The 12654-nt window shown below is 42.6% G+C and carries 10 protein-coding genes, 2 tRNA genes and 1 pseudogene; 4 read left to right on the top strand and 9 right to left on the bottom strand.

The genetic code is table 11. The annotated features are described in order from the left end of the window. Window positions 1-50 precede the first annotated feature (50 nt). From rsmC to M1E93_RS02535, 3 genes are all read left to right on the top strand, one after another. Window positions 51-1064, top strand: coding sequence for a 16S rRNA (guanine(1207)-N(2))-methyltransferase RsmC (rsmC, locus tag M1E93_RS02545; RefSeq protein WP_072502539.1), 1014 nt, complete (start codon window positions 51-53; stop codon window positions 1062-1064). A 155-nt stretch (window positions 1065-1219) separates the two neighbouring features. Further along, a tRNA-Leu gene (locus M1E93_RS02540) sits at window positions 1220-1305 on the top strand. A 69-nt stretch (window positions 1306-1374) separates the two neighbouring features. Then, window positions 1375-1460 (top strand) — tRNA-Leu (locus M1E93_RS02535). 80 nt (window positions 1461-1540) lie between these two features. Here M1E93_RS02535 and M1E93_RS02530 read toward each other — a convergent pair. From M1E93_RS02530 to M1E93_RS02500, 7 genes are all read right to left on the bottom strand, one after another. Next, the gene (locus tag M1E93_RS02530) at window positions 1541-1801 is read right to left on the bottom strand and encodes a DUF1435 family protein (RefSeq protein WP_004926595.1); all 261 of its coding nucleotides are present in this window, start codon (window positions 1799-1801) and stop codon (window positions 1541-1543) included. 112 nt (window positions 1802-1913) lie between these two features. Continuing rightward, complete coding sequence (locus M1E93_RS02525) at window positions 1914-2447, bottom strand: GNAT family N-acetyltransferase (protein ID WP_036941931.1); 534 nt, start codon at window positions 2445-2447, stop codon at window positions 1914-1916. Further along, window positions 2431-4083: a Na/Pi cotransporter family protein gene (locus tag M1E93_RS02520; RefSeq protein WP_004926590.1), complete on the bottom strand. Its 1653-nt coding sequence runs from the start codon at window positions 4081-4083 to the stop codon at window positions 2431-2433. The genes M1E93_RS02525 and M1E93_RS02520 overlap by 17 nt, the downstream gene beginning before the upstream one ends. A gap of 419 nt (window positions 4084-4502) precedes the next feature. Beyond that, window positions 4503-5942, bottom strand: a complete 1440-nt coding sequence (gene phoA / locus M1E93_RS02515; RefSeq protein WP_061064676.1) for an alkaline phosphatase — start codon at window positions 5940-5942, stop codon at window positions 4503-4505. Between the two features lie 201 nt (window positions 5943-6143). Continuing rightward, window positions 6144-7730, bottom strand: a complete 1587-nt coding sequence (locus M1E93_RS02510; protein WP_426207076.1) for an alpha/beta hydrolase-fold protein — start codon at window positions 7728-7730, stop codon at window positions 6144-6146. Window positions 7731-7786: 56 nt separating this feature from the next. Then, the gene (locus M1E93_RS02505; RefSeq protein ID WP_169342126.1) at window positions 7787-8392 is read right to left on the bottom strand and encodes a DUF3156 family protein; all 606 of its coding nucleotides are present in this window, start codon (window positions 8390-8392) and stop codon (window positions 7787-7789) included. After that, complete coding sequence (locus M1E93_RS02500; protein WP_426207075.1) at window positions 8367-9860, bottom strand: APC family permease; 1494 nt, start codon at window positions 9858-9860, stop codon at window positions 8367-8369. Before M1E93_RS02500 ends, M1E93_RS02505 begins: the two co-directional genes overlap by 26 nt. 398 nt (window positions 9861-10258) lie before the next feature. Between M1E93_RS02500 and M1E93_RS02495 the strand changes: the two genes are divergently transcribed. After that, window positions 10259-10930, top strand: a complete 672-nt coding sequence (locus tag M1E93_RS02495; protein WP_014656840.1) for a LuxR C-terminal-related transcriptional regulator — start codon at window positions 10259-10261, stop codon at window positions 10928-10930. A gap of 239 nt (window positions 10931-11169) precedes the next feature. Here M1E93_RS02495 and M1E93_RS02490 read toward each other — a convergent pair. Both M1E93_RS02490 and M1E93_RS02485 read right to left on the bottom strand, forming a co-directional pair. Next, a pseudogene (locus M1E93_RS02490) lies at window positions 11170-11646 on the bottom strand (N-acetylmuramoyl-L-alanine amidase); the annotation flags it as partial. Window positions 11647-11665: 19 nt separating this feature from the next. Next, complete coding sequence (locus M1E93_RS02485; protein WP_140035165.1) at window positions 11666-12613, bottom strand: IS30 family transposase; 948 nt, start codon at window positions 12611-12613, stop codon at window positions 11666-11668. Between the last annotated feature and the right edge of the window lie 41 nt (window positions 12614-12654).

Raw genomic sequence — 12654 nt, 5'->3', positions numbered from 1 at the left:
AAAACGCGATGGCTCGAAAGATTGAGGGTATTTTAGGAGATCAACAAAGTATGTCACTACTGACACCGGCTAGCGAAGTTATCCAACGCCACCTTGAGCATTTTACCGATCGCCATGTCATTTTAGCGGGTGACATCCAAGATGAATTAGCAGCAACCTTAGAAGCTGCGAGCGTACGTGTTCTCACTAATCAATACCATCGTTGGCAAAATTTGCACTCCTTAATGGGCGACAGTGTGAAATTTGCTGCGGTAGCAGATGCTGATTTTGTACGTCCTTGCAATACCCTGATCTATTTCTGGCCTAAAAATAAACAAGAAGCCTGCTTTCAACTGGATGATTTATGCACTCACCTGACCACAGGTAGCCAAATTTTTATTGTTGGCGAAAACCGTAGCGGTGTAAAAAGTGCCGAATCTATCATGGAAGGCATCGCGACATTGCAAAAAATTGACTCTGCAAGACGCTGTGGGCTGTATTATGGTGAGTTAGAACAACCTACGGATTTTGATATAACTCGTTGGTGGCGCCGCTATGAAGTAGAGAACGTACAGATCCAAGCCTTACCTGGCGTGTTTAGTCACAATGAATTAGATATTGGTAGTGAACTCCTACTTTCTACACTGAATGAGCCTATTACAGGTAATCTACTTGATATTGCTTGCGGTAATGGCGTTTTAGCTGCCGTCGTCGGAAGCCACAACCCTAATGTAACATTGACACTGAGTGATGTGAGCGCGGCTGCTATTGCCTCCTCTATCGCCACATTACAAGCCAATCAGTTAACTGGCAAAGTACTTGCAAGCGATGCCTACTCAGATATCAATGACACCTTTGATTGGATTATCTCTAACCCCCCTTTCCATGATGGGTTAAATACCAGCTACAGTGCGGCTGAAAATATGATTTTCCAAGCCCCGAAATACCTGAAAAAAGGTGGGCGACTCCGTATTGTGGCCAATGCTTTTTTACCTTATCCAGACATGCTTGATAAGGCATTTGGCAGCCATGAAGTATTAGCAAAAACAGGTAAATTTAAGGTTTATCAAGCAATTAAACGCTAATCCATAAACCTCCATGATTTCTATCGCGGCTAACCTAGAAATGGTTGGCCGTTTTTACATCAAATAATAAAAGCATAATAAAAAAATTATTGACGCGCGGCTAAATTAGCCTAAAATCCGCTGCGTACTATCGACACAAAATAGAGTCTGATATTGCGAGGGTGGCGGAATTGGTAGACGCGCTAGCTTCAGGTGTTAGTGTCCTTCGGACGTGGGGGTTCAAGTCCCCCCTTTCGCACCATACAGACTACAATTTTTAATCACCAAGTTAAAAATTAAATCGATAGCTTTCAATGAATTGACAGTACCTGCGAGGGTGGCGGAATTGGTAGACGCGCTAGCTTCAGGTGTTAGTGCCCTTCGGGCGTGGGGGTTCAAGTCCCCCCTTTCGCACCACTGTTAACTTCCTATCTCGATCAACGAACCCTTTCCCTATAACCCGAAGATTCGCTGTAGGCGTGTAAACTACGGTTATCTTATACGCTATGTTGTGAGACTAAAGCCATTAGACTGCATAACAGTGCTATCACGGCGGGGATAATCAATAAGCGCCGAGAGCCGCGGTTGAATAACATTGCGGCGGTGGTTAGCATAGTCACTATCGTGACAGCTTTAAGGCTATTTAGCCCCATATTGCTGAGTAGATAAATCACGCTCAACAAAATAACCGCGAAAACACCCCATAACCCTGCTGTAGAGCGACGTAGATAAGTGCTTTTTGTTACGCTAGTTGGCATAGCGACCTCAACAATCTAAATGATAATGATTATCAATCATATCTTGTTTTTGGCAAAATACAATATTTTTTATTGAGGAAACCATGCCGATTTAAGAAAAAATAAAAGCTATTTATTCATTAAATAAATAAACAAAATGAATATCTTCAGGCTCTAAGGCAAATAGCTCTGGGTCTGGCTTATCCAGCAGTTCACACCCCATATACTGATAAAAATGGACTGTATTTTCAGAAGGCGTTGCTGATACATATAAGCCAGCTGCCCCTTTCTCTTTGGCTAATTCACAGCACTGATTAAATAACATGCCCCCTAAGCCCTCACCCCGATAGCGGTGGCTAACATGTAAGAATGACAATTGAAGTAAATTACGCTCTTCACCACGCCATACATTATCTAAACTTGCAGCGGCGATTAGTGTGTCATGATCAAACACGCCAATAAATACCGCTCCGTTATCATAGCTTTCGAGTAAATGTGGCGTATATGCCTCAGGTTCACCTTCCGGCCAACCTTTCATATCAAAGCGTTGCGCGGATAACACTAATTTCCCATTTTGGTGAAGATATAAATTTTCGATTAATTCTGTTCTATCAATTGACCAAACCGAAGGAACTTCATCCCTTGTTAATTCACGTATTTTTCTCATTTTCTAAACTCAATTGTTCTTTACGGCTTTCTGCTACGCCTTCTAGCGCATGATAAGCAACGGCACAAAATAATGAATTCAACCGTTTCATATCGCCTAGCAGGCTAACATGTAAGTTACTAGTATCTAGACTTTGCATATTTTGTTTGTGTAACCTTTCAACGTGCGCATAAGCAAAGCGTTGGTTAATAAGACGAAAACGGTGTTTTGCACGCCGTAGACGTTTCGCATTATCAATATCGGCCGAAACAAAAACAGACATCCCTAGATTCAAATTCGTCTGTAATCGCTCAAGTAAAGAATGTAGCTCTTTATAACCTTCATTAGAGAAGGAACGGCGATTATCAATCGATTTTTTGACTAACTCAGAAGTCATTCGGTGGATGATAGTCGATGATTGCTGCAAATTAAAAGCAGTATCAATAATTTCAGCCCAACGCCTTGAATCTTCCTCACTGAGTTCGCTTTGATGTAACTGCGCTAAATAGAGTTTAATGCTGCTATGCAGCATATCGACCTCTTCATCCAAGCGGTTAATTTCCCTTTTCTGCTCTTTATTACCGTTAAGAACATCTGTAAAACGTTGAAGCATTAATTCAAGTAGATCCCCCATACGTAATGTTTCTCGTACGGCGTTAGCGATTGCCAGTGATGGCGTCTCTAATGCACTTTTATCCAAATAACGCGGGGCAACCTCTTGCTCCATCGAAGGAACAATAGGGATTAATTTATTACATAACCTCGCCATTGGCCCAACAAAAGGCAACATGACAAGACAACGAGCTAGGTTATAAAACACGTGAAAATAGATCACGATTTCGGCTTCATTAAAGCCGTAGCCCCCAATCCATTCTGCCAGTGGTTTCACCCAAGGTAATACGACAACACAGCCGATTAGTTTAAATAGCAAACTCCCCAGAACGACTTGTCGTGAAATTTCATTTTGCCCGCGGCTACTCATCATGGCGAGTAAGCCACTACCAATGTTAGAGCCAATAACGATACTCAAGCTAATATAAAGAGGCACCAAGCCTGTTGCGCTTAATGTGGCAGTCAATAACACCGCTGCTAAGCTTGAATAACTCACCATGGCAAACAGAGCACCCACCAGCAGTGCCAAGACAACATCCCCACTTAACGAGGTAAAAATTGCCTTCACCGCATCAGCATGGGTAATCGGCTCTGCCGATGCCACAATTAACTGTAACGCTAATAAAATAAGCCCAAGCCCGATACCGACACGACCAATTTGCCCTGTGCGATTTTTCTTTTGGCTTAAAAAGGTTGAAACACCCACAAGGATCAGCAGCGGTGATAACCAAGAGAGATCAAACGTTAACACCCTCGCCATCAACGCTGTCCCGACATCGGCACCAAGCATGATAACCATGGCAGGCGTTAATGAAATCAGCCCCTGAGAAACAAAAGAGATAACCAGTAATGCCGTTGCATTACTACTTTGCACGAGCGCAGTTACCCCTACGCCGGAAAGAAATGCGCTTGTTCTCTTATTAACACTCTTTCCTAAAATACGGCGTAGATCTGCACCAAAAACCCGCATAATACCAGTACGGACAATATGTGTGCCCCAAACTAGCAATGCGACAGATGATAAAAGATGTAAAAGTGCCAGCATTGAAACCCTATGACGTTATATTTGTTATATTTAAGACAATGGTGATAAAACTGTACGAGTGATTTCAAACGGAAGGAGACCGCCTTTTTCACTCTAGCTTGATGGATGAATTAATTAGATAACTTAAAACGTTGCCGAATTAAGTGAAATCATACAATCATACATTATTTTTATTATTATTCAAAAAGTTAACAATAAACCTTAATGCGGATGGTATGAATAAGCGATTAAACTCTCCCCACTATGCCACAATACGCATCAAGCAGGCTCAATCGTCTAATCATTTTTTATACCTGAATCGCTGAGTTAACGCAAAAAAGTTAATGTAAGAGAGCGTAAATAGCGGGAGGTTAAAAAGAGGGGGCAATAAAAAATCCTCCGCAATCTCCTATCGCAGAGGATTCCACTTACAGGTTGGTTTATTGTTTCAATCCCATGGCATCGCGCATGGTAAAGAACAAATCGGTTTGGTCAGTTAACCCCATGACGTTAGCGGCATGTGGGCCATACGCTGCAACGCGTAACTGTGCGCCGGTGTGCTCTTGTGAATCTTCTTCTTCAGAGTTACCGTAGTTAACCACCATGACGGAACCATCTTTTGTGATCAATGCTTGTGTTAACCCAGTAGACTTGGTTCCTTCAGGGATAATTTGGCTGGAGTGCGCGTGGTCAGCAGTGACAATCACCAATGTATCACCGTGTTTTTTCGCAAACTCTAAGCCAACTTGTACGGCCTCATCCAAAGCTACCGTCTCACCAATTTGGCCACATGGATTAGCCATATGATCTTGTTTATCAATCGAAGCACTTTCAACTTGCAAGAAGAAACCATTCGGGTTGACTTGCAACAGATCGATTGCTTTTTGTGTCATTTGAGCCAATGTCGGTGCATTTGGATCTAGCTTAGCGTTCGGTTTGCACTCAAGCGGTGGATTATTGATATTGCCATAATGCGTTGCTTTAGGACCTTCCCAAGCAACCGCCATATTGCCATCATGGAATAGGCCTAAAACAGGTTTATCTTGGTTTGCAACAGTAACCGCATCTAAGGATTTCGCATCACGCACGATATTGAAACCACGCTCCTTTGCTTGCTCCTCTAGCGTTTTACCTTTGTACTCACCGGCTTTCGCCACTTGTTTAAAGCTTTTCGCACCGCCACCTAATGTAACATCAGCACGGGTAACCAGCAGTTGCTCAGAGATTGAACCACGACCGCCATTCTCTAAGGCATTGCTCGCACATTTTGCGGAGGTTTCTTCTGGCCCATAACATTTACGCGCTGTGACATGGGAAAATTGCGCGGCTGGGGTCGCATCTTGAATTTCAGAGGTCGTCACGTTACCTGTCGCTTTACCATGGCGCTTAGCGATTTCAAGTAAGGTTTCATGGTCTTTATCAAACACATCAACACCTAAAGCACCGTTATAGGTTTTCACGCCAGAAGACCAAGCTGTCGCTGAAGCGGCTGAATCTGTTACGTAATCAGGTTTTTTCGTTTTTTTATCTAATGCGTAGTGAGTATATTGACCAGTAATAGGTAATGCGTCGATACCTTTAAAGAAACCGCCTGCCCCTTCTGCATAATTACGTGCTACCGTAATTTCAGAGTCGCCCATACCATCACCAATAAACAGAATGACGTTTTTCGCCTGCCCATTATGGAGCGCCGCTTTCATAATATCGGTTTGCTCTTGTGCTAGTCGACGAGCACCGCCAAATTTAGTGATATCACCTTGTGCTGCGCGATTTTGTGAAACCGCATCTGTCGGCGTTGCCGCATATACAGGGATAGCACTACCAAAAATCATTGTACTTACAGCAACAGCTAAAATCGATTTCATGCAATGACCTGTCATAACCATTTCCTTGCCAATAATAAAAAGAAATTAAATATGTAATTGCTTCAAATAATGACAGGCATGCTAATTGAGTCAGATGACAGTTGCATGACGCTTTTATGTCGAAAAAAAGATCATTGTCATTAAGAATAAAAAAAGCAGCCTAACAACACGGTGGCTGCTTCCATTATTGTTTTTCTTTGGGTCAATTAAATGACACTATTGTTTCGGTGGTTCCGCCATTAAGTAACGAGTTCCTGTATAGAGCGTTTCACACCAAGAGACATAATCATGTCCACTTGGTAGCTCAGTCGCTTCCACCTGATAACCTTTATGCTTCAATACATCCAATAATCGATAATGATTTTGAATGATACCGCCCCAACTACCACGTTGCTCAAATAGCCCCGCTTCAAGGTAAAAACGCAATGGTTTTTTCGACATCTGCTCTATTTCGCGGATCAGCCACTCAGGCTCTTTTCCTTTAGGCGCCCACCAATAAGAGCCTGACATACTAAGTACATTGCCGAATAATTCAGGATGTGAGAGGGCGTTCCAAGTCGCACCTAATCCTCCATAACTCGATCCGGCAATAATGGTTGACTGTGCAGGTGCTTGGATACCTTTTGTTGTTAAGACAGGCATCAGCTCTTTTGACAGCATCTTCGGAAAATCAGGATTTGGTGGTAACTCGACGTTGCGGCGCTCGGAGCTAATGCTATCAAGGAACACCACATACATTGGTGGTATTGCGCCCTCCGACATCCACTTATCAAAAAAGTCAGCCATTTTGTAAGTATGCAAGTAGGTTTGCCCATCTAATAATACCAACACCGATGGCTTACTCATTGCGACCGCAGGGCGATACAGATAAATCTGCCTATCATTATTTAACAGGTTACTGTGAAAATTAAATGATTCTAAGCGGCCTTTACGTTGGTGCCCCTCAATCTTGGCAAAGTCGCATTGACGTTTTTCTGGCGCTAATGACAATAATGAAAAGCGATTATAGCGATCCGTCGCAAATGACGGGATCCCATGCGCATTGAATGGATCGGCTTGTGCCGTCGCCAAAATCGCTTTGCGTTGTGCGAACCCACCTTCTGTCACTTTCGGCACATCAGGGGCGATTTTATATTGTGACAAAGTGTCTTTCGGAACGATAAAAGTGCGATACCAGATATCCGTATTCGGGATATGGGCCATGGTTTCATGATTCCCTGAAGGCGCACCTAAAATATAAGCATTAGCGGTTGCACCACGCCATAAAAAAGTGACCTTCTTTTGTCCTTTTTTATACTCTTCAACTAAGGGGGTTCCCTGTGCTTTTACCTCTCGCCAAAAAGCGTCTGTCGTTTTCTCTTGTTTATGTGCATCAAGTAAAGCTTGTAATTTAGGGCTATCAATTTTATGTTCCGCTTCAATCGCTAATGGTTGATAGTCAGTTAAATTAAATTTGAGATGCCAAGGCTGCTCCGGTGCACCTTGTAAATTGAGGTAATATTGCCCCTGCTTGGGCACAATATAAGAGACAGAATGCGGCTCTGTTTGTGGTAAATGTTGTACTAACACGCGAATGGGTTGCTTATCATTCCCTGAAAGCACAGCTTCTGAAATACCATCCCCCTCTTGGCGAATGTACTGTTTATTTGAGATTTCAACCAGCAAACAGCTATGACCTTCGCTATTATGAATCCCCTCAATAGAAAGAGATAATTCATCCAAGCGAATACAATCTGGAACGGCTGCCATAGCTGCCGATGAAAGTAAGATACAGCCTAATAACGGTAACGATTTCACATCCATTTCCATTGAGAAAGAGTTTCAATAGCAAACATTACTATCAAATTAACATTTCAAACTCAATGATTATCATAATGTTTTTCCATAAATTGCTGGAATAATTGCAATGCACTTAATAGGCGGTGCCTTTGTTCTGGAGTTAAACGTAAATAACGGCGGATTGCTGGCATTCGACACACCATCTCGGAAGCGGTAAAAGGCTCTATTTCACAATGCCAAACCCCATCTTTGATCACTAAGTGAAAATAATTAAAGTCTAACTCTTCAAGTGTTTGAGCAATAATGGGGTACTCTTTCAATAAATTAACGACGGCTTGCCCTTCTTCATCCTTCGAGATGAAATGAACATGTTTTTGCTTTAAGCTCCCGCGGGTTTTCACCGTAATTTTTGCATTGATAGCTGAACCACAGCGCCCTGTCACAGAAAAACGGCTAAATACAATAAACGCCATAAATAAGGTTTTAACACGTTCAGTCACTCGAATAGTCAATGACGCCTGCGGGTGTATTAGGAGCTCCCCTGGAGCTCCCCATTCACATTGATACGGTAAAATATCACGCTCTACCCTATTCAAGGTTAACCCTTGTTGATAACCTGCTGGCAACCGTTTTTTATTTAAACGCTGCCAAATGTTGCCCTTAGGCGAGGTTGCGTAGTGGCTCAATTTTCACCCCCTTCAACTCTTCCTCAGTAAAGGTGCTTGATAGCACTTGCTCAACTGGAACAGGTTTAAATGGATTTACTTTCTGCACAAAGACAGTCCAAATTAAAGCGTAACTTGCTGTCAGACTTAACATAATAATAAAAGGAATGTAGACATCAGACTTATTCATTCCCGGCGGCGTAATATAAATAATCGCCAAGATAATGCCGACACTAGAAATAATTTGTGGAAGCGGGAAAAACGGTGAACGATAAGCGCGATGTAAATCAGGACGACGAATACGTAATAGAATAACCGAGATAGTCACCAACAAATACGCCGTTCCCCAAGAACATACTGCCGCTAAAACTAATGGAATGATCCGGTCTAAATCACCTTGGATCGCGAAAGTATGTAGGCAAGGGATCATCACCGCCACAAAAATACCAAATACTGGTGTTTTAAAACGTGGATGCAGGTAAGCAAAGATGCGAGGTAATGCGCCATCAAGAGCCATACCATAAAGGATCCGTGGCACCGCCGCCATCAATGTGTTAATCGTTGCACCACCCGCTAATAACAGCGCAATACCAATCCAATATTTACCAATATCCCCAAACAATTGCCCCGCGAAAGCAGGGATCGCCATTGGTGTTTCTAACAAGCTAACATTGTTCGCAGGATCAACAATGATGTTTTCAACTTGGTGTGTCATTGAAGCACCAAATAAGAACATACAAAAAGCAACACCACACAACCCCGTTGCCATGGCGCGAGGAATAACTTTTGCTGAATTTTTAATTTCAGGGGCCATCGGTGTGACCAATTCACAACCGACAAACATAAACATCGCCATCCCCACAAAGCTTAACACGAGTGTTGGGTCTGAAATATTTAATCCAAGACCAAACCAGCCTTCAGCTGATGCATGGAATGGCATTAATAATCCGGCAATACCAAATATGACTAAAGTACTCCACATCGCAAACGTGAGCACCACTTCCACTTTACTGAAAGCTTCGATACCAAAGGCATTGAGTAGGCCGAATGTGATCACTAAGCCAACCCCAACCATCCAAGAAGTATTACTGGTTTCCATCACGGTATTGAGACTTTCAAAGTTTACCAATGCCATGATACCCGACAGAATTGTCTCCGCCGTTCCTGCAAACACATGCACAATCAAATAGGCTGATAATGCCCCCGTAATTGCCCAAAAACGCCCCATACCACATGAAATATAATCATAGACAGAACCTGATGTTGGCAAAATCGCCGCTGCTTCAGAGAATGTCGTCAACTGAGCTTGCATCATGATAAAACTCAGCAGTACGGCTAACGCAAAAGTATCACCGCCGATCCCGAAACCGCTTGTCACCGTCAAGATGACAGGGCTTGCCATAATTACACCCACAGAGCTAGCTAGGGTCGTTGGAAACCCTACTTTCCCCTTTTCAATATGTGAGGTTAATTTTGAGGATATATTCATTTTGCTTCCCTCTCTTTCTCAGAACACAGTCATGATTGTGAATTTTTTGTAAAAATAGAGTGACTGCATTGCCACTATAGAAATAAGCATAATCTTGCCGCTATCGTCCTAAAGGACGATACCCATAGGGGGAGGGAATAAAGGGGATAGCCGCGAAAAGTACCGGATAAATTGCAAAAAAAACAAATAATACATTAAAAATCAACAAATAACAGACAACCAGATTATTAATATGTTAATAAAGTAGTAACGAAAGATACAGATTGGCGAATTGAGTGAGTTGGCTTATCACCGATGAAGTTTAAATATTGTAATCAAGCTCACGTTATTAACATGTTTATTTTATGTTAACAGGAATTAGTTGCATGATAATGATTGGACCCACTACGGAAGGTAATATGATGAAGACACCCCCTTTGTGCTACCACCAGCGAACATTAATCAACTGTTGCTTGAACACAATTGCTCATATTATTCCTGTTTCGGCATCCGTTTATTACTTGGTGGATGATTTTTGGCAGCCTGATAACCATGTGCTCTATGGTATTAGCTCACGTATGCATCAAGATTATTTAAAGCATTTTTATCAGTTAGATCCGTTACACCCCGATAAATTCCGAGGTGATGATTTACGATTAGTCAGAATGGCACCTGACATGAAACAACAAAGCCAAGAGTTTTATAACGACTTTATGAGGCCAAATAATATTACAGATATGGCAGAGATTTTTATCCGTCGTAAAAACAAGATCATCGCAGGGATCTCCGTATTGCGGGATGCTCCCTTTCAACAACAAGAAGTTATGCGGCTTAACGCGATTTTACCTATTGCTGAATTAATGACTTTTGACATTTTGCCTGATTCTCTGGTTTCTTATACCCCGAAGGAGCAAGAGATCATTCACTTAGTCCGAGAAGGCGCAAGCAATAAACGTATCGCTTTGCAACTTGGGGTCTCACTGTCTACGGTGAAAACCCATTTACGCAATATTTTTACTAAGGCGAATGTCAGCAACCGCACAGAACTGGTTTCATCCGGTTTTATTATTCGCCAAGAAAAGATGCTGTGAGTGCTTAGACACAGCCCTTAATAAATTCATGGAAAAACCAATATATTTGATTCATTAACCATATAATTATTTGTTTATTTAATAATACAACTGGGAGTAAATGCATTGGCAACGCCCCTATTACATTGCTCTCCAAATAGGATTGAACACCAATGCATTTCATTCTTAAATAAATACGTTCACTATCACACTCAATGAAGTATTAGGCAAAGTCCTATTATTCAACTAACGCAATTACATTAAGGGAAGTACTTTTCAACTAAGGCATAAATGATCGCAACCGTCTCAACATCCGCAATACCATCATAGTTTTCTGGTCTAAAGTGAAGCTGAAAAGCTCGAATTAACATTTTATAGCCATTATCTGTATTCGCTTTTGAAACGTCATACCCATAGCGTTTTAACTTCTCTAAAATTTCTGCTTTTTCTGGTAATCCCCCGTTATATTTCTGCATATAACAAGATTTAGTCGCCTCATCATACCAAGCCCCAATTCCTGCATCATAAAGTTGTTTCCAAGGAAACGCTGCACCGGGATCACTTTTACGCCCATCAGGTGCAATATCCGCATGTCCGACAATATTGGTAGGAATAATATCAGGGTAACGTTCGATAATATTTAATGCTAATTGTTTGATTGCTTCAATTTGCACTTCATTATATGGCGGAAAAAGAAAATTCCCGTTGTTATCTTGAGCTTCATTGACAAGGCGGATTCAAGTCCGAAGTGCAACGCTAAGCCGCCTTTCTTAGCTCCGCAAACACCACCGAAGGTTGTCTGAACCCCAGACACTTGCGTGGCCTGCTGTTCAACGCTCCCTGATAGCGTTGTAAGTCTTCTTCTGTCACTGTCCGCAGGTCTGTTCCTTTCGGGATAAACTGTCTTAACAACCCATTCGTATTCTCGTTCAGCCCACGCTCATGCGAGGCATACGGATGGGCAAAGTACGTATCTGCGTTCAGTGCTTCTGCTATCGCCTTGTGCTCACTAAACTCTAGACCGTTATCGAACGTTATTGTGTGACATACATCCTGATACTCACTCAGCAGTGAGATAATGGCCTTACTGACTTCCACCGCATCCTTTGAAAACACCTTTTTTGTCAGGTAAATACGGCTTTTGCGTTCTGCCAGTGTCACGATAGCACCAGTGCCCTGTTTACCCTGCACCAAATCGGCCTCCCAGTCCCCCAGACGGCTACGGTCATCGACGACTGACGGCCGTAGCTCAATGGATACCGCATCAGGGATGCGCCCTCGTTTCTGCCCGTAGCCCTTACGATATCGCCGTTTGCCCTGCCTAAGATGCCTGTACAACTCGCCACCGCTACGCTTATCCGCATAGATATACTGGTAAATCCATTCATGGCTGACGCTAAGACCAATAATGCTGCCAATTGCACTTATTTGCTCAGGACTCCACTTCCACTCCAGAGCAAATATCACGAAATCTATGGTCTGCTGAGGAATTGTCCTTTTGGCAGATGACAGCCGCCTATCACAGCACTTCTGGTGTGCCTGTTGTGGGTTATAACCAGTATCTGAAGTGTTACGCCTCAGTTCACGGGAGACCGTGGACTTGCTTACACCGATACGGATACCTATCTCATGGCAGGATAAATTATCCTCACGCAGTATCGATATCTGGTATCGTTGTCCTTCGGTTAGTTGCTGATACTTCATACTTACTCGCTCATCTTTGGTCGGAAGAGCAGGATAGCTTA

It is taken from the genome of Providencia sp. PROV272 (assembly GCF_049901975.1).
GTDB classification, from domain to species: Bacteria; Pseudomonadota; Gammaproteobacteria; order Enterobacterales; family Enterobacteriaceae; genus Providencia; species Providencia stuartii.
The sequence above is the reverse complement of the archived record's forward strand: the minus strand, read 5'-3'. Positions and strand labels throughout refer to the sequence as shown.

Bases quoted from the DNA above. Each gene is read 5' to 3' on its own strand.
- rsmC (WP_072502539.1), top strand. From the start codon at position 51: ATGTCACTACTGACACCGGCTAGCGAAGTTATCCAACGCCACCTTGAG.
- M1E93_RS02530 (WP_004926595.1), bottom strand. From the start codon at position 1,801: ATGCCAACTAGCGTAACAAAAAGCACTTATCTACGTCGCTCTACAGCA.
- M1E93_RS02525 (WP_036941931.1), bottom strand. From the start codon at position 2,447: ATGAGAAAAATACGTGAATTAACAAGGGATGAAGTTCCTTCGGTTTGG.
- M1E93_RS02520 (WP_004926590.1), bottom strand. From the start codon at position 4,083: ATGCTGGCACTTTTACATCTTTTATCATCTGTCGCATTGCTAGTTTGG.
- phoA (WP_061064676.1), bottom strand. From the start codon at position 5,942: ATGACAGGTCATTGCATGAAATCGATTTTAGCTGTTGCTGTAAGTACA.
- M1E93_RS02510 (WP_426207076.1), bottom strand. From the start codon at position 7,730: ATGGATGTGAAATCGTTACCGTTATTAGGCTGTATCTTACTTTCATCG.
- M1E93_RS02500 (WP_426207075.1), bottom strand. From the start codon at position 9,860: ATGAATATATCCTCAAAATTAACCTCACATATTGAAAAGGGGAAAGTA.
- M1E93_RS02495 (WP_014656840.1), top strand. From the start codon at position 10,259: ATGATGAAGACACCCCCTTTGTGCTACCACCAGCGAACATTAATCAAC.
- M1E93_RS02485 (WP_140035165.1), bottom strand. From the start codon at position 12,613: ATGAAGTATCAGCAACTAACCGAAGGACAACGATACCAGATATCGATA.